At 32.8% G+C, this 22,969-nt stretch carries 22 protein-coding genes; 13 read left to right on the forward strand and 9 right to left on the reverse strand.

Annotation, left to right across the window (positions count from 1 at the left end; translation table 11 throughout):
- Positions 1-92 precede the first annotated feature (92 nt).
- Positions 93-1,355 (forward strand): MFS transporter, encoded by a 1,263-nt coding sequence (locus Trichorick_RS00875; RefSeq protein ID WP_323738392.1) that lies wholly within the window; start codon positions 93-95, stop codon positions 1,353-1,355.
- Here Trichorick_RS00875 and Trichorick_RS00880 read toward each other — a convergent pair.
- Positions 1,316-3,244 (reverse strand): cytochrome c biogenesis protein CcdA, encoded by a 1,929-nt coding sequence (locus Trichorick_RS00880; protein ID WP_323738393.1) that lies wholly within the window; start codon positions 3,242-3,244, stop codon positions 1,316-1,318. The two genes, Trichorick_RS00875 and Trichorick_RS00880, sit on opposite strands and share 40 nt — an antisense overlap.
- 110 nt (positions 3,245-3,354) lie before the next feature.
- Here Trichorick_RS00880 and Trichorick_RS00885 point away from each other — a divergent pair, with 110 nt between their 5' ends.
- Positions 3,355-3,933 (forward strand): YqgE/AlgH family protein, encoded by a 579-nt coding sequence (locus Trichorick_RS00885; RefSeq protein ID WP_323738394.1) that lies wholly within the window; start codon positions 3,355-3,357, stop codon positions 3,931-3,933.
- Positions 3,934-3,968: 35 nt separating this feature from the next.
- On the opposite strand, the gene Trichorick_RS00890 is transcribed toward Trichorick_RS00885, so the two are convergent.
- On the reverse strand, positions 3,969-5,744 hold the full coding sequence (locus Trichorick_RS00890; protein WP_323738395.1) for an ABC transporter ATP-binding protein: 1,776 nt from the start codon (positions 5,742-5,744) through the stop codon (positions 3,969-3,971).
- Positions 5,745-6,125: 381 nt separating this feature from the next.
- On the opposite strand from Trichorick_RS00890, the gene Trichorick_RS00895 reads away from it, so the two are divergent.
- A complete protein-coding gene (locus Trichorick_RS00895; RefSeq protein ID WP_323738396.1) occupies positions 6,126-6,389 on the forward strand; it encodes a DUF2671 domain-containing protein in 264 nt (87 codons plus the stop codon).
- A gap of 52 nt (positions 6,390-6,441) precedes the next feature.
- Here Trichorick_RS00895 and Trichorick_RS00900 read toward each other — a convergent pair whose 3' ends face one another.
- The gene (locus Trichorick_RS00900; RefSeq protein WP_323738397.1) at positions 6,442-8,091 is read right to left on the reverse strand and encodes a potassium-transporting ATPase subunit KdpA; all 1,650 of its coding nucleotides are present in this window, start codon (positions 8,089-8,091) and stop codon (positions 6,442-6,444) included.
- Between the two features lie 318 nt (positions 8,092-8,409).
- On the opposite strand from Trichorick_RS00900, the gene Trichorick_RS00905 reads away from it, so the two are divergent.
- From Trichorick_RS00905 to Trichorick_RS00940, 8 genes are all read left to right on the forward strand, one after another.
- On the forward strand, positions 8,410-9,120 hold the full coding sequence (locus Trichorick_RS00905; RefSeq protein WP_410250249.1) for a TlpA disulfide reductase family protein: 711 nt from the start codon (positions 8,410-8,412) through the stop codon (positions 9,118-9,120).
- On the forward strand, positions 9,107-10,036 hold the full coding sequence (locus Trichorick_RS00910) for a S49 family peptidase (protein WP_323738398.1): 930 nt from the start codon (positions 9,107-9,109) through the stop codon (positions 10,034-10,036). Before Trichorick_RS00905 ends, Trichorick_RS00910 begins: the two co-directional genes overlap by 14 nt.
- A gap of 193 nt (positions 10,037-10,229) precedes the next feature.
- Positions 10,230-10,820: a ribonuclease HII gene (locus Trichorick_RS00915; protein WP_323738901.1), complete on the forward strand. Its 591-nt coding sequence runs from the start codon at positions 10,230-10,232 to the stop codon at positions 10,818-10,820.
- A gap of 7 nt (positions 10,821-10,827) precedes the next feature.
- On the forward strand, positions 10,828-11,100 hold the full coding sequence (locus Trichorick_RS00920; protein WP_323738399.1) for an AtpZ/AtpI family protein: 273 nt from the start codon (positions 10,828-10,830) through the stop codon (positions 11,098-11,100).
- Entirely contained in the window at positions 11,090-11,818 is a 729-nt protein-coding gene (locus Trichorick_RS00925) for a F0F1 ATP synthase subunit A (protein WP_323738902.1), read from the forward strand. Before Trichorick_RS00920 ends, Trichorick_RS00925 begins: the two co-directional genes overlap by 11 nt.
- A 48-nt stretch (positions 11,819-11,866) precedes the next feature.
- Positions 11,867-12,091, forward strand: a complete 225-nt coding sequence (locus Trichorick_RS00930; protein ID WP_316353898.1) for a F0F1 ATP synthase subunit C — start codon at positions 11,867-11,869, stop codon at positions 12,089-12,091.
- Between the two features lie 384 nt (positions 12,092-12,475).
- Positions 12,476-12,955 carry an ATP synthase subunit B family protein gene (locus tag Trichorick_RS00935; protein ID WP_323738400.1) on the forward strand — a complete coding sequence of 160 codons (480 nt, stop codon included), beginning with the start codon at positions 12,476-12,478 and terminating at the stop codon, positions 12,953-12,955.
- Between the two features lie 26 nt (positions 12,956-12,981).
- On the forward strand, positions 12,982-13,428 hold the full coding sequence (locus Trichorick_RS00940; RefSeq protein ID WP_410250250.1) for a F0F1 ATP synthase subunit B family protein: 447 nt from the start codon (positions 12,982-12,984) through the stop codon (positions 13,426-13,428).
- 569 nt (positions 13,429-13,997) lie between these two features.
- Here the strand turns inward: Trichorick_RS00940 and Trichorick_RS00945 are convergent.
- From Trichorick_RS00945 to Trichorick_RS00960, 4 genes are all read right to left on the reverse strand, one after another.
- Positions 13,998-14,375 carry a flagellar protein FliS gene (locus Trichorick_RS00945; protein WP_323738402.1) on the reverse strand — a complete coding sequence of 126 codons (378 nt, stop codon included), beginning with the start codon at positions 14,373-14,375 and terminating at the stop codon, positions 13,998-14,000.
- 22 nt (positions 14,376-14,397) lie between these two features.
- Positions 14,398-16,164, reverse strand: a complete 1,767-nt coding sequence (gene fliD, locus Trichorick_RS00950; RefSeq protein ID WP_323738403.1) for a flagellar filament capping protein FliD — start codon at positions 16,162-16,164, stop codon at positions 14,398-14,400.
- A 142-nt stretch (positions 16,165-16,306) separates the two neighbouring features.
- Positions 16,307-19,462 (reverse strand): isoleucine--tRNA ligase, encoded by a 3,156-nt coding sequence (gene ileS / locus Trichorick_RS00955; RefSeq protein WP_323738404.1) that lies wholly within the window; start codon positions 19,460-19,462, stop codon positions 16,307-16,309.
- Between the two features lie 170 nt (positions 19,463-19,632).
- Positions 19,633-20,268, reverse strand: coding sequence for a COQ9 family protein (locus tag Trichorick_RS00960; protein ID WP_323738405.1), 636 nt, complete (start codon positions 20,266-20,268; stop codon positions 19,633-19,635).
- Between the two features lie 79 nt (positions 20,269-20,347).
- Here Trichorick_RS00960 and rpsU point away from each other — a divergent pair, with 79 nt between their 5' ends.
- Positions 20,348-20,548 (forward strand): 30S ribosomal protein S21, encoded by a 201-nt coding sequence (rpsU, locus tag Trichorick_RS00965; RefSeq protein ID WP_323738406.1) that lies wholly within the window; start codon positions 20,348-20,350, stop codon positions 20,546-20,548.
- Between the two features lie 134 nt (positions 20,549-20,682).
- Here rpsU and Trichorick_RS00970 read toward each other — a convergent pair whose 3' ends face one another.
- Together Trichorick_RS00970 and Trichorick_RS00975 are read right to left on the reverse strand one after the other, a co-directional pair.
- The gene (locus Trichorick_RS00970; RefSeq protein WP_323738407.1) at positions 20,683-21,339 is read right to left on the reverse strand and encodes a hypothetical protein; all 657 of its coding nucleotides are present in this window, start codon (positions 21,337-21,339) and stop codon (positions 20,683-20,685) included.
- Positions 21,340-21,353: 14 nt separating this feature from the next.
- Positions 21,354-21,896 carry a hypothetical protein gene (locus Trichorick_RS00975; RefSeq protein WP_323738408.1) on the reverse strand — a complete coding sequence of 181 codons (543 nt, stop codon included), beginning with the start codon at positions 21,894-21,896 and terminating at the stop codon, positions 21,354-21,356.
- Here Trichorick_RS00975 and Trichorick_RS00980 point away from each other — a divergent pair.
- The gene (locus tag Trichorick_RS00980; RefSeq protein WP_323738409.1) at positions 21,874-22,929 is read left to right on the forward strand and encodes a hypothetical protein; all 1,056 of its coding nucleotides are present in this window, start codon (positions 21,874-21,876) and stop codon (positions 22,927-22,929) included. The two genes, Trichorick_RS00975 and Trichorick_RS00980, sit on opposite strands and share 23 nt — an antisense overlap.
- The last annotated feature ends 40 nt before the right edge of the window (positions 22,930-22,969 follow it).

A 22,969-nucleotide genomic window follows, 5' to 3' on the forward strand; every position in this document is an offset into this window, starting at 1 on the left:
AGATAAACTATTCCTGCAAAATCTTTGTTATTTTTCAACTAAAAACCATTATAAATAATCTGAAGTAAAATTTTGTTCACAGAGCCTAATTAATGAAAATTTCTGCACTTATTATTGCTTTTCTGGCAACTCTTATTCAATGTTATGATTACGCACTTTTTGGCCTTTCTGCAGCACAACTTGCCAAAAACTTTATGCCTCATCATCATGAAACTGAACAATTACTACATTTCTTCACAATATTTAGTATAGCAGTAATAGCTCGCCCACTAGGATCAATAATCTTTGGTATGATTGGAGATAATTATGGCCGAGTTAATTCAGTCAAAATAGCAGCTGGCATCGCTGCTATTTCTACTGGTTGCATTGGTCTTATGCCAGGTTTTGAAATTATTGGCTGGTGCGCCACTATTTTGCTTACTATCTGTCGAATGACTTTCTTAATGAGCCTTGCTGGAGAAATTGATGCAACCAGGATTTATGTTGCAGAAAAAATAGGAGTTAAACATCGTAATCTTGCCAATGGCATTGTCTCTTTCTATAGCCAGATAGGAGCTCTACTTGCAGCTACCAGCTACCATATGACAGCTAACGCTGAAATAACAGATTTATGGCGAATCAATTTCATTATTGGTGGAGTAGCCGGAGCTCTTATTATCTTGATGAGACGCTATTTTCAAGAAAGCGATGAATTCTTAAACTTTAAGGCTAAAACACAAGACCATAGAGGTCTGGATTCAGAAATTATTACTCTAATTAAGGCTCACAAACTACAATTTTTCTTAAGCATCCTTATTAATGGTTGTAATGGTGGTATCTATCATTTTTTAATAATTTTCTTTGCTACTTTTGCTTCAAAAATAGCATATATAATAAATAGCACCCAAGCACAATTTGCTAATATTTGCTTTATTGCTACTTATGCTATTGCTTCAGTACTATCTGGATTTATCGCCGATAAATTCAGTGCTAAAAAACAAATTATTACTGCTTTAACTGTTTCTATAATCATTATCACCATTATCATTATATTGTCTGGCTTTGGAATAACTGACTCTACCTTATATATAATAATGCTATTAGTAGGCTTATTGCCTTTTTATGTAGTGCCACTGCAAATTATCATTCAATCAATGTTTAGTATCGGGATCAAGATGCGCATGTGCAGTCTTTCACATTCTATAGGCAGTATGTTATTATCAAGTACTACGCCATTTTTTTGTATGTTATTATGGAAATATACCGGCTCTATAACTATTATATTTAGTTTTTTATTAACATTGATTGCTATTCTATTAGGCGCTGTAACTTTCTGCTACTCAACTGCATTAATTGCCGCTAACAAGTCACCATAAAATACAAGTGATGGCAACATGATTCCTTGCGGCACTTTTGGTCCGTATACTTTATTAAAAGGTATACCATAAGACTGGTTGCTTGATAAATAATCCTGAATATTCTGATCAAAATTAGTATAGTCAGCACGCATAGCAATAATCTTTTTAGTCCTAAATAGCTTAACTGTTTTATCGCGATCCCAAACAATTAATTTATTAAATTTACAAGTACCACACCAGGCTGCAGTAATATCTATTACTACTATTCTCCCTTGATCGACTAATTTAGTAATTTCTTTCTGATCAAATGGCTGCCAAACACTATTTACCGCAATATTATGCTGTAAATCCTCGTTATAAGCCATATTAGGCAGATATAGGGCACAAGCCACTATCATAATAGCTATCGGTAATTTTGCTATAGGTCTTGCAATTTGACCTTTATTATTTTCAAGCACAAATTTTAATAACAGCAATAATAATGCTAAACCTATTACCGCTCGCAAATCCATTTGTTCATATAATATATTACATAACCATACTAAAGTAGCGATTAGTAAGATTGCGATAATTTTTTTAATTAAAACCATCCATTTACCAGGCTTAGGTAGCCAAATTATCAATTTTGGACAGAATATTAATAACCAATACGGAGTACCGAAACCAAAACCGGCAACCATAAATATTATAATAACCGATATATTATTATTGCAACTCAAAGCAAAAGCCATTGCCGTTCCTAAAAAAGGTGCAGTACATGGGGTAGATAATATACTAGCAACTATTCCACCAAAAAAATCACCGAAATAATTATTCTTAATGTGATATTTACTAAGCATATTTCTTAATCCTGACGGTAGATCAATATTTACTCGATCCAGGCAAGAACTAATAAATATTGTAAGGATTATAGTCAAAAATATAATGAACACTGGACTCTGAAAATGTATACCCAGACCAAATTGCTTGCCAGAAGCCTTCAATGCAATAGTAATTAAAGCTAACGAAAAGAAGCTGCAAAGAATTCCTAATAAAGATAAAGCCAATGATCTTTTTTTGTTAGCAGAACTTCTAGTAAAAGATAATAATTTTAACGATAGTACTGGTAGTACACAAGGCATAAAATTTAAAATCAAACCACCAATAAAAGCACTAAATAACGCTATCCAAAAATTTAAGTCAAATAATAACATCGTTTTAATCCCTGGTATTATAATGTTGGTAGCAAGATCAGTTTTATTTGAGTATACTTCAAACTTCTGACCTTCGATATTATTATACTGTTTATGGTCAATAAAAAACCTTACTAAAAAATCACGATCAGTTTTTTTAACTACCTTGGTATGTTTAATAAAATTGAGATCTAATTGATTGACCACAAAATCTGGAATATCATCTATTGGTTCAGAAAAACTGGCAACAAAGCTCATATTCTGACCATTATTCGACACTTCACTAATGCTAAAAGTCTTTAACTCTGAAAAATCAGAATTAATATTTATCAACTGTTCTAATTTCTCCGTAATCGGTATACACTGGTCTTTGCATAACAAATAGCTGATAGTTGCTTTCAATAAAATCGGTGAATTCTTATCAATTGCTCTTACATATACCGGTATTGATACTTTCCCAGTGTAATAATAATCTTCTATACTACCAGAATTCACTGATATATTAGGAAATGGCCAGATAATTTTATATTGTAACAAATTATGTGATTCAGAAAAATCAATGTTGGTCGGCAAACCATTTACGCCAGCATATAACCAGTAAATCTTACTATTATCCAAGTTTATGTGGAATAAAACTTTACCAACTCCTTTTTCCATTTTAAAATGCAAAGTAGTAGCATTAACTTGTAATGCAGTTATTAATACTATGATAAAATAATAAATTTTTTTTGCCATCAGCTTAGTAAGTGCCATTGAATGTTAATCAATATATTATTATATTTCTGGCTATAGCAATTTGTATCTACATATTGAGCAGATTTTTTTAATTTTTTAAAATAAAATTTATGGAAGACCAAACCTTTAACAATTTATCTGGCAAAGTGCTTATTGCTAGTCCATATACACTTTACAGTGATGTATTTCATAAATCATTAATTTATATATTATCTCATACTCCTGACGGTGGTGCATCAGGACTTATTGTTAACCATTTAATGAGCCGCATGCCTTTAAAATCACTGTTTCATTCGGTAAATGACACTGATCCTAATATAAACAACATGATTTTGTCCATCTATCTCGGTGGACCAATAGAACTTGAGAAAGGTTTTTTTCTGCATTCTGACGAGTATGATAAAAATCTATTATTTAAATCACAAAATAACATCGCTATAAGTTCGAATACCGATATTCTTAAAGATATTGCAGCAGGTGTCGGCCCTAAACATAGTTTATTTATTGTTGGTTATACTGCCTGGAAAGCAGGACAATTAGAGCTTGAACTTGAAAATAATTTCTGGATCGTATCAGAGTGTAACCCAGAATTAATTTTTTCAGAAGCTAATGATCAAAAATGGCATGTAGCTCTAAAAAACCTTGGCATCGATGATGCACATTTTTCTGCGAAATTAGGTCATTGTTAGAATTGCTTTGATTTCTGACGAGAAATTTCCTAGTGTTAAGGGTTTTCTGCGATTAACCCAGTAATCTGTGACTGCCATAATTTTTTATATAGCTCACCTTGATCTAAGAGTTCTTTATGAGTCCCTTCTTCAACGATAATACCGTCATTAAATACTAAAATCTTATCCATGTGTAACAAAGTTGCTAATCGATGAGCGATAATAATCACAGTTTTATTATGCATCAAATATTTTAAAGAATCCTGAATCAGGTTTTCAGTGGCACTATCTAAACTACTAGTAGCTTCATCAAGAATTAGTATTGGGGCATTCTTTAAAATTGCTCGAGCAATTATCACTCTCTGTCTTTGTCCACCCGATAAATTATTGCCTCGTTCTCCACATAATGTATTATATCCATCAGGCAATTTCGCAATAAATTCATGAATATAAGCAGCTCTGGCCGCTTCAATTACTTCTTCATCAGTTGCATTTCTTTTGCCATAACGAATATTTTCCATAATAGTACGATGAAATAAAATTGGTTCTTGCGGAATAATACTTACACTTGCTCGTAATGAATCTTGAGTTACATCTTTAATATTTTGTCCGTCAATAAGAATAGAACCATCTTTTATATCATATAATCTAGTGATTAAATTAACAAAAGTTGTTTTACCAGAACCAGAAAACCCCACTAAACCAACTTTCTGTTTAGCACTAATGAGCATTGACTTGTTACTAAATATTTTATTATTCTGATAGTAGAAAGTAACATTTCTAAACTCAATTTCCCCTTTTAAAGCTTGTAATATTTTAGCTTGCTCGCTATCTATAACAATATAAGGCTGAATTAAAGTCATGCTTTGATGGAAAGCACCGAATTCTTCAAATAAATCTCCTACTTCCTCAGTTAGCTCCCAAATATCATCAGCCACTGCCATACATAAAGTTAAAACCAATACACAATCACCAATAGTTATAATCAATTGACCTCTAAGTATTGATATACGGTAGATAATTGTAAAAATCATTATTGAGCATGATAACCCTAATACATAACGTAGTTTTAACATAAACCACTGCATTACTTGATCACTCTTCACTGCCTCATTAATATAATGATTTAAATAACGACGTTCAAATTTATGAGAAGTAAACATTCTAATTGCACTGATATTGGCTACGGCGTCAACAATTTTACCGGCTACTTGTGATTTATGTTTGGCGTAATTAGTAGAATATCTATTGATTATTCGAGAGAAACCTATACTTAGACCAATAAATACACAAACCCAGATAAAAAAAATCGTTGCTATTTGATAATGCACACTATACATCGCAATTAGTGCAAAAATAATCACCGCAAATTTACGAATAAGTTTTTCACTTAATATGGCAAATACCATTTCTAAGGATCTTGATCCCTCTGTTATTCTATTAGTAATATGACCAGCTAAATTATCTTGGAAAAATTTATGGTGATAATATTGAGTATAATTATATAACTCATCTACTATCTTTCCTTTGACTATTGGCATAGTTTTTAACCATAAATAATCATAGACACGCCCCATTAAATTTATGCTTTCCCACCACACTCCATACATAATAGCCCAAAAAAGCATTAAAGTAGGAAGCGCAGCAGCTTCAAGATCACCAGCTTCCTCTATCAAATCTGTGATATTTTTAAGTAATATGCTATCAATTGCTGGAATAATGCCAAATAATACACATAATAACATTATGCATATTACTGGTATCTTGCTTAGACCAAGAAAAAAAATACTTAACTTAATCGAAGAATTTGATAAAGATGTTCTCAGCAACATAAATCTACAACTACATGACAAAAGGGTCATTATAACAGATGTTACATTGTATGGATAGATACTTGCTTATTAATTTCATAAATTTACCATTACTTGGTCTTGCTACATATGATAACTTTTCACTTCTTTATTACTACCCAACCGTAAGAGATATTAAGATTAATAATAGCATTAAACTAAAATTCTCAGTATAGATGAGTTTTTAACTTTTTAATATCATCATTATTTTTCAATAATAATCATGACCTATAACAGTTATCTATTGCTAAATTTAACGATCTATAGTTAAATAATTAAATAAACTACCTTGATTATGGTAAGTAAAAATGATACAAATTGGATCAAATCCTAGATCTTAATAAATATACATGTTTGGCACTTATGCAAAAAGGAAAAGATATTATCAAAATCAAAGACGATATATTACAATCTACAGTTCAAAATAATAATGAAGAACAATGGGTATTTTCTGATCTCAAATATATTTGTAGTTCTACTGGACTTATTACAGAATCTTTACAAAAAGGTTTTGATATTGCACAACTACCAAATGGAGATGTTATTGTAACAGAGGTTAAAACAGTAAATATACGCTATAGTTGGGATAAGAAAAAACAAAAAATGATTAAGATAAATCAAGAGTAGCTATATTCTCTTATACTTAATTTATAACTACTTATAGAAATATTTATAGAACTTACATTCTAATAAACTCTAGAAACGGTCCAAGGATAACCAATGGTAAGAATGCTATTGCTCCAACTAGCAATACAATAATTATCAGAAAAATACTTAGCTCACCACCAAACTGGCTTTCTTCTTGTCGCAGATTAACAATCTTTTTTTTGTTAGCAAAAGATCCACTTAATGCTAAAGAATAATATATTACTGGATAACGTCCAATTAACATCGCTATTGTCGTAGTATAATTAAAATAATCATTGGTAATATTAATGCCAGTCAGTACAGAACCGTTATTAGTAAAAGTAGAAGCAAAATTATAAGTAATATCTGTTACTGCTTGCGAAGCAGGGTAGGTAATTAAAGCTTTACTTATAGGTAACAATAATGTGATACCAGTAAAAAATAATATACCGACCGGAACTAATAAGAATACGACTACCACATAATTTATTTCACGAATACTAATTTTCTTGCCAAAAAAATTAGCGGTATTACCGGTAATTAATCCGCGTAAAAATATTGCCACTACTAAATAAGCAAGCATTGCAAAAAAACCAGAACCCACTCCTTCCAAAACAAATTTACTCAATACCAGGCTAGCAAACATTACTAATGTACTTAATGGAGAATAATTCTCCAAACAAGCATTAGCTGATCCTGAAGAACTGGTAGTAATTGATAATATCCACATTAAAGACGGAAATTTGTCATAGATTAATTCTTTACCAGTATAATTAAAAGTATCTTGCAAACTTTCATTTGATAAAACTAGTGGTACACCATATTCATTTTCTCCAAGATTAATTAGCCATAAAGAAATACCCATGATAAATAGTACTACTGCATATAATGACCAACTTAACTTAGGTTCTTTTAAAAGATAACCATAGGTAAATATTAAAGCTACAGGCAACCATAACACTAAAAATAGAGAGAATATGACCACCACTCGATTTGGCGCTTCAAAAGGATGTGCTGAGGCACTGGCAAACAAAGAACCGCCATTAGCAACCAAATTTTTAATGGCAACCTGTCCAGCTACCGGTCCAATAAATAACTGCTGCTGATTACCAGTTAAATCTGTATAATTTAACTGACCTACAAAATCAAAAGGGACTGACTGACTAACTAAAAATAACGATATTACTAAAGAGATTGGTAATAATATTAAAAATATTGATTTAAAAAAATCTTCATAAAAATTTCCAAGTAATGGGTTGTTATTATTAATAATTCCTCTGGTAAAAGCTATAAACACAGCAATACCAGTGCCACCTGATAAAAAATTCTGTAAGGTCAACGCAAATAATTGGCTAAACATACTTAACTGAGTTTCAGGATTATGGCTTTGCCAAAAGGTTCCGCTAGTAAATGAAACTGCTGCATTTAAACTTGCAGCTAACCCTAATCCTTCTTGTAAATTACTATTTAATGGTAGATATTCTTGAAAATAGATGATGATAAAAGTAACCACAATACATATGATATTAAAACACATTAAACTTCTAAAATACTGATCCCAAGTTTGTGGCTCTATGTTAAATAGTGGAATTTTTAAATTATTAATTAGAGAATTAGCTTTATCTCTATAAACATAAGCCACATATTTACCTAGCAGAATAGCCAACCCTGTTAATATAATAAAAAAAATTATAGCGGCCATTAACATTCACATTTCCTTGTAAACTTTATCAATTAATGTACAAGCTAAACCTTCAACAGATCTACTGGCTATATTTGGGACTTCCAGAGGTTTTTTGATACCGCATCCACAAATTATAAAACCTAGTAACCATATCAATAATTTTTGCTGCATATGTATCAATTTATTTATTAACAATCACAATTTGTCATTATATTCTATAATTATGCCAGGCTTTGTTGTTTTAATATAGATTATCTTATATAAAAAAGCCCTTGTGTAAAACAAACTAATTTATAATATATAGATTTGCAATCATTGCTTTATAGTCGTTAAATTATGCTCAATCAATACCTTATCAAATTCTTACTAATCTTGCTGCTACTATCTGCTGAATCAAGTTTTGCTGCGAAAATCACCGAAATCGAAAGATTAAACGCCCCAGATGATGTTGCATTTTTTGATGAAAATGGCCAACAGCATTTTATTACTGAATTTGACGGTAAAACATTATTACTTACTTTTTGGGCTACCTGGTGCGCTGCATGTACTAAAGAAATGCCTGATCTTGATATGTTACAAAAAGATTTTCGTAAATTACCGTTCGCAATAATAGCCGTATCTCAAGATTTTCAAGGGATACCAGTTATCAAAAAATATTTTGAAAAAAATGAAATAAGATATTTAAATATTTACCATGATTACCGCAATCAACTTTTTAATGCCTATGCTGTTGTTGGATTACCTACCAGCTTCTTAATAAATCAAGAAGGTAAAATAGTACTGAGCTTTGCCGGAACCATAGATTGGTATAGTGATGAGATAAGGCAGATGATACTATCTCATATTCCAGGTGATCATCCAGAACCCAAAAATAGTTATAAAGCTCCTAGCCTGAATCAAGTAATAAAACCTAACATTTCTACTCACAAAGATACGCAGCCTTTACCTCAGCCAACTGCTGCTGAACAAACAAATAATTCGGTAGATACGCTACCTGATACAAATATCCCACAACAAAATACAAAGGACAATAATGCAAAAAATTAACAATAATAGGAACCTCATTACAGTTGCTGATGACAGCATAGTCAAAACTGAACGTCAAATAGGTAAATTTGAACAAATACTTTCAATGCTGCCGTTTAAGTTTCAAAGTCAGAAACCAGTAATTGCAGTATTGTCATTAAACGGTATTATTGGCAAAGTCAGTAATTTAAAATCAGGTCTTTGTTTACATAGTCTTAATGAATTAATTGAAAAGGCTTTTGCCATCTCTAAATTACGAGCTATCTGCCTTAGTATTAATTCTCCCGGTGGTTCGCCGGTACAATCAGAGTTAATTGCAAAACGCATCACCTCGCTTGCTAAAAGCAAAAAAATCCCTGTCTATAGTTTTGTCGAAGATGTGGCAGCTTCAGGCGGATACTGGCTAGCTTGTGCTGGTGATGAAATATATGCTTCCAAGAGCTCAATAATTGGTAGTATCGGAGTTATTTCCAGTAGCTTTGGATTTCATGAAGCTATTAACAAACTTGGCGTTGAACGTCGGGTCTATACTGAAGGTCAAAATAAAGCTATTCTTGATCCATTTCAACCGGTTAAAGCAGCCGATATAAAAATTATTAAACAACTACAACAACAAATCCATCAACATTTTATTGATTATGTAAAAGAACGTAGAGCCGGAAAATTAACTCAAAGTGATGATATATTATTTAATGGCGAGTTCTGGGCTGGTGAATCAGCACATGATTTCGGTTTAATCGACGGTATTGCTGATATGCATAGCTTTATTAACAATAAATTTGGTGACGATATCAAAATTGAATATATTGCCAGCAAACAATCCTGGCTCAAGAAAAAACTTGGAATGGCTAACAATAATAATCTGCACGAAATAGCAGATTATTTTCTAGATGCTATTGAACATAAAGTATTATATAAAAAATTTGATTTATATTAGCTATGATGAGTTGGACAAACAGGCTTTGCAATCTATTTACAACTACAAAAGTAGAGTTTGTGAAAAAGGCTAATTGAATCAAAAGAAAAGAGTCATTTAATGCAATATACTAATTCCTGGTTAGGAGCTTCATTCCAGGCGATTTATATCAACTTTGTTAAGCAATTAGATTTTGACAGAATTTTTAGAAAAAATACAAATACCAAATCTACTTTTTGAACAACAATGGCCTAAAGCAATCATAGCCGGAGTAGATGAGGCTGGAAGAGGAGCACTTGCAGGACCTGTAGTTGCTGCCGCTGTAATTATACAACAAAATCATCTTATTGCAGGAATCAATGATTCCAAGAAGCTCTCACGTACTACTAGAGAAAGCTTGTATAATCAAATCATTCATCATTACAACTGGGCTGTAGGTATGGTTTCAGCTGCAGAAATAGATCAAACGAATATTCTTATCGCCACTAAAAAAGCTTGTGCATTGGCTATTGCTAATTTAAGCATCGTAGCTGATATTGTACTGATTGATGGTAATATGAAATTTACCGATCCCAGATATCATAGTATTATCAACGGTGATAATTTATCAATCTCAATTGCTGCCGCCTCGATTATTGCCAAAGTTACCAGGGATCATTTAATGTTTGAATTAGATCAACAGCTTCCACAATATTCATGGTATCAAAATGTTGGATATGGCACTAAACAACATGTAAGTGCAATTAAACTATACGGATTATCTTCATATCACCGAAAAAGCTTTAAATTAAAAAATAGGATCTAATTATATTGTGGATGATAATGAATTAAATAATATTTTTGCTAGAATTAAAAAATTCAAACATAATAAAAGTTCTACTAACACACCGGACACAAAATCAATAAATCCTTGGATAATTGCCATAGAGTTGGTATCAGGTGCTATTGTTGGAATAATAATTGGACATTTTTTTGATAAAATATTTGATTCCAAACCATTACTTCTTATAATCTGCTTATTACTTGGGCTCGTAGCAAGCTTTAAAACTATTTGGCAAAAGATTAATGACCGAAATCACTCATAACCCTTTATCCCAGTTTAGCATTAAAAAATTTATTAACCTTAATTTATTCGGAGTTGATATTAGCTTTACTAATTCTGCTTGTCTGATGAGTATAGCTGGAATAGTTGCTTTATCTTATTTAACTATCGCATTACGTCCAAAACAGTTAATTCCTTCAAAATTACAATTGAGTGCTGAACTATTATACAATTTAATAGCTTCAATGTTGGAACAAAATGTTGGAACTCAAGGTCGAAAATTTATACCGTTGATCTTTTCGTTATTTATGTTTATTCTACTTTGTAATTTACTGGGCATGATACCATATAGTTTTACTGTGACTAGTCATATCTCTATTACTTTTGCTTTGGCAATGATGGTCTTCTTGACTATAGTAATCATTGGTTTTGCTAATCATGGATTGAAATTTATGAAGATATTTCTGCCTCATGGTACACCGTGGTGGCTAGCACCGCTAATGATTATCATTGAATTATTTGCTTTTCTTGCACGTCCGGTAAGTCTATCTTTAAGACTTGCCGCTAACATGATCGCTGGTCATGTTTTATTAAAAGTGATAGCTGGGTTTGTTATATCTTTAGGAATATTGTTAAAGATTTTACCAATTCCATTTATTGTAGCTTTGATTGGCTTCGAGGTTTTTGTGGCAATTTTACAAGCCTATATATTTACCATTTTAACGTGTGTATATTTAAACGATGCTATTAATCTACATTGATTATATAAATGTTTTCGAAAATTTTAATTTGAAGGGAGTAACATATTTATGGAAATGATGTCTATCAAGTTTATTGGCGTAGGGTTAATGGCTTTTGGAATGCTAGGAGCTGCTATTGGTGTTGGTAATATTTTTTCTTCATTACTTAACGCAATCGCACGTAATCCTTCTGCGGCTGATCAACTACAACGCCTTGCTCTTATAGGAGCAGGTTTAGCAGAAGCTATGGGCTTATTTTCCTTTGTTATTGCGATGTTATTAATTTTTTCTTAATAAACAATATCATATGAAACTATAATTAGCTACTGAGCTAATATGACCATACCCATGCATTATCTCGAACCACATGGTCATCTGAAGACATAATGTTGTTACGGAGGGAGAGACCCACAGCTGTCGAAAGTTGATGTAAAGCTTTTAGGAATCTCATTGCGAAGAGCTTTAGCTCCGTGGCAATCCAGCCTTTTTAGCCCTGTGGATTGATTTTGGATTTCTACGCTCGCCTATGGCTCGCTCTGAATGGCGAATTGTATGCGGTTTACATCAACTTTCGACAGCTGTAAGGGATGACTTCGTATGCTCGAAATAACCGTAGCTCCGATTAGTTCAAAATGATAACCAATAACAGATTTGACAAAAGCGTGATTGATTTATTTTATGCCTCAGTTTGATATTTCTACCTATTCTTCACAAATCTTCTGGTTAGCAATCATATTTAGTTGCTTGTATCTAGTGATATCAAAAATTATTGCACCAACTTCAGAAAAGATTTTAGCAAACAGACAGCAGATTCTTGACGAATATGCCAATAGTGCTTTGACGGATGCAGAAAATGTAAAAAGAATTCAAAAGAATTACGATAATAGTTTTAAACAAATTCTACTTGCTACAGAAAACATTAAACAGGAAACTCTATCAGCTATAGATCAATTAATGATTGCACAACGCGCAACTATTGATCAAGATTTAGCTAAACAAACAGCATTAGCTAAAGATGAAATGGATCAAATAATTGCATCATTTGAATCAACTAAACATGATGCAATTATAGAATTGGCCGGCTCTATACTACAAAAAATTACCCAACAACCACCAAACTCACAATTACTACAAGAATGTTATAAAAAGATTAAATGATGTCCTTCTTTAATGAAAGCTTTTGCTTGGCTATCTGTTTTCTTATTTTTCTATATTTTGCTTATAGGCCAATAAAAGCTTCTATTGTCAAAGCATTAAATGATAGAATTGAGCTAATTAAAGCACAATTATTAGAAGCTCAATCATTAAAAAATGATGCAGAATTATTGCTAAATAAGGCTGAACAACAACTAAATCAACTTCCATCGATACGTGAAAAAATGATGCTTGAAGCAAAAGCTTCTGCAGATTTTTTATTTGATAAACAAAACCAGGAAATTGAGGCGTTACTTGAATATAAAAAATCTGAGACTATAAATGCACTTAATAATCAAAAGCTCCAAGCTTACGATCAATTAAGAACTGAATTAATTACTGATGTAAGAAAGCTAGTGACTGCATATTTCAAGGCTTCAAATAACGTATCCTTGTCTGATATAGAAATAGCAAAAAATCTTCATGGAAAAGATTGACCTCTCACGTAATGTAACTTGATTCATTCAATAACGAAGAATTTACTACATATCTTGGTCTTGCTGCAGCTATTGCTAATCACCAATAACGACCTACTATTCACGATGATTTGATTGTTGATAGCCTTAATAATTGGATCAAGCTCTGAGTGTTCAAGCATCGCACAGCTCACTAGGATTAGTAGCCACAAATTTCGTTAGAATCTTAATCCAGTAATTACTAGATTCTTGGGTAATCTTGGATAAATGCTATATGTGTATAATTTAAAAACTTTGTGACTGCAGCAAATAAAGTATTTTGCAGCGCTCTGACATGAGACAGAGCGTTGGTGTTACAAAATCGAAGAACTCTTTAGTAAAAATCTTAAAGCGCACCGCGTCATCGTTTAACATATGTTTGCTCTCCACTGGCACAAATCCTTGATTCTCGCCATCGATAGTATATATCAAAGATGCATCATGCACGCTCTCATAAACCTAGCACTTATCTTGCAGACATAAGTCTTGGAATAAACACCTTCTAAGCTGAGTTAAAACTGGGAACAACATTAAAAGATAAATCAGAATAATTATATGATCCCTTCTGCCTCTGCCGCTGTAACTATACTATCCCTAACCCCACGTACTGCATCAATTAGTTTTTGAGTATCTTCAATTATATCATCTGCTATATTTAATCTTTCCATTTCCATAGAAGCTGAAAACAAAAATCGATCAAAATATCTCATAGTTTCGTTACCATCTTCTACATCAATTCCTGTACGCACTATATCAAAAATATCCGCAGCTTTTCTCAAACTCTTATATTTTTCTCCAATATCATTTTCTTGAGCTGACTTCTTTGCTTGATATAATTTTTTTATTACTTCATCAAAAATTAAAACAACTTGCTGAGTCTTATTAACATATTTTATGGCAACAGACTTATACTGAGCATATGGATCCATAAATATTTCCTTCGTTTAATTTTTATCTATTATCTAGCAATCCTTCAAGAAAATCATTAAAAAACTCCGCTTCAATTTCTAGCATCCTTAATTGAAACACCTCTGCTGCTATTTTTTTCTGTTGATCATCTAAAGCAGTTTGAGCTTTATCTTTTTCTACGTTATATCTTTTAAGATCTTCATTCGCTTTTTGTAACGCCCTATCAACAACTCCAGTCGCCGTAGTATTTACCAATCCATTTAAACCTATAGACAACTTATCACAAACACCTTGTACCACATTCACCGTATATTCTTCTGTTCCATTCACTGCAATATTGGCTGGATTCTGAAAAAATAATCTCATTCCTGCTAGAGCTGTGTTTTCAAAAGTAATAAAACCGTTATTATAAGCTGCAGCAACAAAATTCACACCATTATCTAATGAAAACCGAACCGCAGTAACTGCTCCACCTCCATCAACATCCACTCGAATTTGAATATCCTCACCCATAATATTAGCTGGTAACACTCTGCTACTATCAAGATATATAAGAGTTGAACCAGCATTTGCTGTTGGAGTAATGACTGTATTATTTCTAAATAATTTATCCACCCCATCCAAATTATTAGTTATTGCATTAGTAAAACGTTCTTGATCTACTACAGTTAATTGTGGTATTGCAGGAGTGTTGTTTCCATCAGCTGGGATCATCTGTGACCCTATACCAATACTACCAAGACCAGTAATGTCTCCCTGGAGCCCAGGAACAATGCTGACCATATTTTTTATAATATTATCTGCAGTTTGAATTGCTCTGTTATTTGCTTTTCCTAAAACTGCATCTTTAGCATAATCTTCTCCTGTCCAATTTTGTTGAATGGCCGAGAATTTTATATAATCATTATAAGCTTTAAGTAGATCTCCAATTTGTTCTGCCGCTTGCTTAACATCATCTATAACACTTATTGTTTGCTTCTGACCAAGAGTATTAATTTTTCTTAGATTTAAATCAACACCAGGTAAAACTCCTGTTAATTTATTGGAAGAGCTAGTTATTACTACCCCATCTACTACAGCACTAGCATTTGCGCCAGGTGCCTCAACAACTGCTATACCTGCCCCAGCTGCCCCACCATTTCCAAATTCAGCACCAAAGTCAGCAGTATTACTGACAGTAATCGTTCTAAGTCCCGTCACAGTACTTCTAAGTACTAAAGCTTGCTGATTAGTAGATGCTTGCTTTACTAATATTGCTTCTACATTCTGAGCGTTTAACTGAGCATTTAATTTATTGCAAACAACTTGCAAAGTATCATTTTGTAGAACATTAACAGTAATAGGAGCTACACCAACCCCATTATTAGTAATATCTACTTGGATTGCTCTATTTGCAGTCATTGCATTATATCCTGCTACAAACAAACCTGTCCTCACACTAGCAGTAGTAGCAAGCGCAGTAACTGTTACATCTATATCTCCTTTAGCTGCGTTTTTAGAATCAATAGTGGCAGTTACATAATCTCCAGCATTACCCACATCATTAGTAATTGCATCAGTGGTTTTTTGAGAAAATGCCTGACTTCTGGAATTTAATATACCTGCCTTAAACTTACTGGAAGCAATCTGCAAAGCACTTATTGATTGTTGTAGCTTATAAACAGCTTCAATTTCTGTATTACTAAACTCAATTTTATCATCTATTTGCTTGAGTGCGTCTTGATAAAGCTTAGTCCTTCTTTCCTTCATAGCTTCCATGTCAAATATAGAGCTAAAACTTATTGGTCCGTTATTTGTTACCTTTGACATTTTAATGTACTCCTAACTTTAAATTTTATTGTAGTTATAATAACAAATTAATGCATTCATTTTCAATGAAATTAACATAATTATCTATTAATTTATCTTAATAGCAATAATCATGCCAAAATCTTAAGATAAAATAAATTGGTTAAACAATTTTCTGCAGTTTTATCGTCAATAATTGATCATGTAATTCTGCACTACTACTATACTCTGCTGATAAATCCACTGCAAATTCACTCAGAGTTTGTGTATTTATAAATTCTCCATGTATTTGCAACATCAAAGTTAAATCAACTTCACTTATAATTTCTAAATATACTCGGTCTGAAATCTCAAAACCTGCTTCTTTACGTGCTTGTTGGATAATTCGAATCAAATCCCGTGCCGTACCTTCTGCCTGTAGCTCTTCAGAAATTTCCAAATCTAAGATTACCATTCCGGAATTATCAGCTAAAGCCTTAGCACCGAAAGCAGCTTTAGGAACTAATATAATAGCAAATTCCTCTGAGTTCAACAACTCTCCTGCAACCTCGAGCTGTTTCCCCTTCACTATCCAAGCATTTGACTTACTTGCTGTAATAATATCTTTCATTTTATGCGGCAAACGCTTTCCTAACATTGGAAAATTTATCGATAATTTCTTAGTGGCATATTGATCTAGATCTTGTCTGTAAATTATTGTTTTCACATTAATTTCATCTTTAATCAACTCATCAAATTCTGTTAATGATTCCATACCATCAGTAATTATCGTTACTGATTTCAGAGGCTGTCTGGTTCTAATATTTTCTAAATTTCGAATAAATAAAGCGCTGCTGCAAATATCCTGCACTTTATCCATCTGTATCATTAAATTCTTATCAACAATTAACTGATCTAATTGTGGAAAATCAGTTAAATGAACACTCTCCCCTTTTGCTCCTCCTCCAGTTAAGCCTAAATAAATTTCTTCAGCAATCAAAGGTAATAACGATGATATTGCTCGACACATTACTTCCAAACAAGTAAACAGCGTATTATAAGCATTAATCTTATCCTGATCACACTCACTTTTCCAAAAACGATGTCGACTACGTCGAATATACCAGTTATTCAATACCTCAAAAAATTTAGCAATCACAGCATAAGCTGATTGTGTATCAAAATTATTAAGACTCTGCTCAATTGCATTTACCGCTATTTTTAATTTTGTAAAAATATAACGGTCTAATAAGTCACTGGAACTAAAATCTGATTCAGCTTTAATACGGTCAGCATTAGCATATAAAATAAAAAAATGATAAGCATTCCAGATCGGTTTAATAAACAGTCGTAAAACCTCATAAACCATCTTACCGTCTTTATCAATTAGTAACTCCTGCCCTTTTACTACCGCAGAAGATAACATTGTCACTCGCAACGCATCCGAGCCATATTTATCAAATAATTCCAGCGGATCAGCATAATTATTCAGTCGCTTTGATAATTTCTGACCACTACTATCTAAAATTACTCCATGACAAATACAGTTTAAAAATGGCGGTCGATCAAAAAGCGCTGTTGATAACACCATTAATGTATAAAACCAGCCACGAGTTTGAGCTGAATATTCAACAATAAAATCAGCGGGGAAATGAGTTTCAAACCATTCCTTATTCTCAAACGGATAATGCACCTGCGAATACGGCATCGATCCACTTTCAAACCAACAATCAAAAACATCTTCAACGCGTCGCATCATTGATTTACCAGTCGGATCATCCGGATTCACTCTTGTTAAACTATCAATAAAGGGACGATGTAAATCCTGAATCTTTACGCCAAAATCGCGTTCCAATTCAGCAATTGAACCATACACATCAATCCGTGGATAATTTAGATCATCGGATTTCCAGATCGGAATCGGCGTACCCCAAAATCTATTACGACTAATTGACCAATCTCTAGCATTTTCTAACCATTTACCAAACAAACCATCTTTAACACTAAAAGGTATCCAGTTAATTTGTTGATTAAGTTCAACCATACGCTCTTTAAAACTTGTTACCTTCACATACCAAGATGGTACCGCTTTATAGATCAGTGGTGTATCTGTACGCCAACAATGTGGGTAATTGTGGATATATTGCTCAGTTTTAATCCAATTACCCTGATTTTTTAGCTTAATAATAATAGCATCATTAGCATCAAATACCTGCATACCTGCAAAATCTGCAACTTCATTGGTAAAAATACCGGCATTATCAACCGGACACACTAACTCAATATCATGTTTGATACATAGATTATGATCATCTTCACCAAAAGCAGGAGCTATTGATACCACACCGGTACCATCAGTATCAGTAACAAAATCACCAAGCAGAATCTTAAAGCTATTAGGATGATCACTAAAATATTCAAATAACGGTTGGTACGATAAGCCTTCTAAATCACGACCGGTGATTATGTCAAAATCCTGCTCATCATTTATTGCCAATTCTTTAGCATATTTAGCCAAAGCAGACTTAGCTAAAATATAACAAATTTTATCTTTAGGTACTAATGCATACTCAATATCAGCACCCACCGCTAAAGCAAGGTTAGGTGGAAAAGTCCAAGGCATCGTTGTCCAAGCCAGTATCCGATATTCTTGACAATTACTTTGAATATTACGTGGTTTCTCTTTTAAAATAAAACTAACAGTAACTGCTTTATCTAACTTTTCTCTGTAAGCATTATCAAGCCTGGTCTCGAAATTAGATAATGGAGTTTCACATGCCCAGGAATACGGCATCACTCTCATCGCCTCATACACCAAGCCTTTCTTGTATAATTCTTTAAACGCCCAAAGTACTGATTCCATAAAATTAATATCCATAGTCTGATAAGAATTTTCGAAATCAACCCACCGCGCTTGTCTATTTACGTATTCCTGCCACTCATTAGTGTATTTCATTACTGATTTTCGACAGTGGTCATTAAATTTATCAATACCGAATTCAGTAATTGCCAAACGCCCCGTGATGCCAAGCTCCTTTTCTACCGCCATTTCTGCCGGAAGGCCATGACAGTCCCAACCAAAAACGCGTTCACATTTTTTGCCTTTACTAGTTTGATACCTTGCGTATACGTCTTTAATAAACCCGGTTAATAAATGACCATAATGAGGCAAACCATTAGCAAATGGTGGTCCATCATAAAAGATGAACTCACTGGATCCTTCTCTATTATCTATAGATTTCTGAAAAATATTATTTTGTATCCAATAAGCTAATATTTTTCGTTCTAATTCAGGAAAATTAACGTTTGAAGCCACATCATGGTATATTTTTTCAGTCATATTATTAATAATTAAAAACTTAGCACAAATTAAAAGGATGTAGACGAAGGTCAAAATTGAAGAAGTGCTAGGAGTTCTGAAGTCGAGGAGCGCAGCGTACTTTAGTTTGTTTCGCACCGCAGATTCTTCAAGAACGACAACGCAATTCTCAATTTTCACCGAGTATACTACTATGTAAACAGTCTTAATATGGGAATACTACTCAATTCCGGTAATTTAGCAAAATTTTTTAGTTTTGCTATATTGATAATATTTTCAAGAGCATCATCAATAAACTGATCAGTATCAACAGCATTTTCTGATTCATCTGCAATATAAAATAATATTGATGATAAATATACAGAAACTAACAACCCTCTTTTGCTGTAATGGTTAAAATCAGTAGCAGTATCCCCAGCATAATACCAGATCAAATTACAACTATTCCACGCCATTTTCATCGCAAAAAATATATTTTCTGGCAAGATAAAATAGGCATTATTTCTAATATGAATCAGTTTTGGAATATTTTTAATTCTAATCTGTAGAGCAAGAGCAATTTTTTCTCTGATTCTCAATTGTACGATTTGATCCTGTTCCTGTAATTGCAACATCATTTTTTGATCTTGCCAATTTTCAAAAAATTCTACTACCTCCCTAATGCCATCAGGAAAAAGTAGATAATGATAATCTTTGTCAAAACCACAATGCTGACTAATACTCTCCAGCAAAGTTTGAGACCAGCAATTAAACAATAATAATTCTTGTGCTTCTACTATAAATCGTTGTTTTTCTGCTGTATATTTTTCTTCTAGTAATGTTGTCATAATGCTTCTCAAAACTTGACACCAAATTATTATACATGTATCATACTACTAGTTCAATAGATGAAAGGAGTATATTCTAGTGATATTAGTTAACGTTCATGCCGGCAACGGTGAGCATGCCATAAAAACATTAAAACGTAAGATGCAGAGAGAACTGATATTTCGTTCAATGAAAATGTCGCGTTTTTATGAACCACCTTCCGAAGCAAAAGTACGTAAACAACAGGAAACTGAAAGAAGAAAACGCAAAGTAGTACGTAAACAAATGATGGAAAGTTAAAGTCTTAGACTTTATATTTTGTAAGTTATTAACCAGCAATATAATTTATTTTAACGAGAAAATTATAATAAAAAACCATTATATAGATTACTTTTCTGTTTTCATAACCTCATAATATTTGGAATTGCTGTTTACTACCTTCCAAAGTTATCTTTGCTATTTGTGGTTTTACGTTCTTGTACCTTGTCATTGTTTTGCTGTCCTACATTTGGAGATACAACACTTTGGCTATGACCTGTACTGTGCAATTCTTTGTTAATTTTAAGCGCATCTAATTTTAGCTTATCTTGCTTAAGTTGCGCTATTAAATTTGCTCTATCTGTTGACGTATCTTTCTGCTCAACAGAGCTTCCAGATTTAATATCTGAATCATCCATAGTGCGAGTAATTGGTTTATCCTTCTGTTTTGCACTTACCTCTAAAGCTTCATTTTCCTTTCTAACCGCATTAGTTAAGCCTGAATGCTTATTAGTTTCGATTTCATTATTAGGATTATATTTACTATTTGGATTTAAAGCATCTTTAATAGCTTGCCAAGCTCTGGAAAAAGCACTTTCTGGTTTTGGTACTTCTGGAACATCTTTATTGATCTCTTGCTGTTTACTCTGAAATGTACTTTTTATCTGCTCAGGTTTAAGTTGATAAAAATTTTCTTCACGTAACGTTGCAACCATAGCTTTATTATCAACTTGCAACTGACGAGTTTGTTCTTTTAATTCTTGTAAACTATCATAACCGACATTACCTCTCTTACGCTCAGAATTAATCAAATCTCTTAATTCTGCTTGCAAATCTGGGGACTTTGTTATTTTCTCTTTGACTGATCATATAACCCTTTAAGGTCGTCTGTTGCTCCTACTATATCGGTTACACCAGTTACAGCATTAAATGTGTTCAATGCTACACTAGCACCATCTACAAGACCTTTACCAGCGCTTATTAATTTAGTTGGATCCATAGCTATTCCTGCTACATCCAAACCAGTATTAACTACGTTAGCAATTTTTTCTGCAATATCTAATTTAGTATTAAACTTATATTGCTCTTTTGAGCTTAATTTATCATTATTATCTGGTGTGTATAGATCTTTTTCTGTTGCTTTTAATTTGGGAGCTAAATCCAATGTTTTTTGCTTAACATATAAAGCAGTTGCATAATCAATTAACGCGTCATTTTCTTTGTCTAACGCTCGGCTTTTGCTTGCTTTATAAGCATCTATACCAGTCTTAGTCAACTTAACTGCTAAGACTGTAGCTCCTATAGCAATAGCTGCAGTGGCTTTGGGAGTAAAAGTTGTTAAAACAGGGATCGATGCAGCAAAAGCCGTGAAAACACGTACTCTTGACAAGGAAAATGATGCATTAATTGATTACGCAACTGCTTTATATGTTAAACAAAAAACATTGGATTTAGCTCCTAAATTAAAAGTAGTAGAAGATAATTTGCATAAAACAGAAAGTGATAAATTAAGTAATAAAGAACAGTTAAAGCATAATCATGCTTTAGAAGTAGCCGGAAAAATAGTTGGTGTAATTAATGCTGGACTTGATATAGCTACTGTAGCTTTAAATCCAACAAAAGGAATAGAAGCTGCTCGTAATATTAAAGATGGATTGGAAACAGCTGAGAAAATAAAGAGTGGAATTGAATTTGTAGCGACTACTTCAGAAATAGCGGGAGCTGTTGGTGGTGCCAAAGAATTCAGTGAAATGATAAAAGAAGCGTTAAAAGGGAAACCAGAGATAAGAGAACAATTAGTGAATTTAATAAATTCTGAAAGAAAGATGGGGCATGTTGGTTACAATAATATTCAAGAATTAAAAGAACAAACTCGTCAGCTGCAGGTTGATAATAAAGCTATGGTCGCAACGCTACGTGAAGAGAATTTTTATCAACTTAAACCTGAGCAGATAAAAAATACATTTCAAAGTAAACAACAACAGCTAGACAAAGATGTTCCAGCAGTACCAAAACCACAGGGTGCTTTTGCTAGGGCTTGGCAAGGTATTAAAGATGCTTTAAATCCAAATAGTAAATATAATCCTAATAATGAAATCGAAACTAATAAGCATTCAGGCTTAACTAATGCAGTTAGAAAGGAAAATGAAGCTTTAGAGATAAGTGCAAAACAGAAGGATAAACCGATTACTCGTAGCATGGATGACTTAGAAATCAAACCTAAAAGCTCTGCTGAACAGAAGAATACTCTAATAGATAGAGCGCAGTTAAAAGAACAATTCAAGCAAGATCAGCTAAAATTAGATGCGCTTAAAATTAACAAAGAATTACATAGTACAGGTCACAGCCAAAGTAATACTGCAAATAATACAAATACAGAGAAGCATAAAACTCAAGATAACAACAAAGACCATGGTAGATAACAAATTCGTGAGCAAGGGTGCAGCAATAAAAATTTAAACC

It is taken from the genome of Candidatus Trichorickettsia mobilis (assembly GCF_034366785.1).
In the GTDB taxonomy this organism is placed as follows: Bacteria; Pseudomonadota; Alphaproteobacteria; order Rickettsiales; family Rickettsiaceae; genus Trichorickettsia; species Trichorickettsia mobilis_A.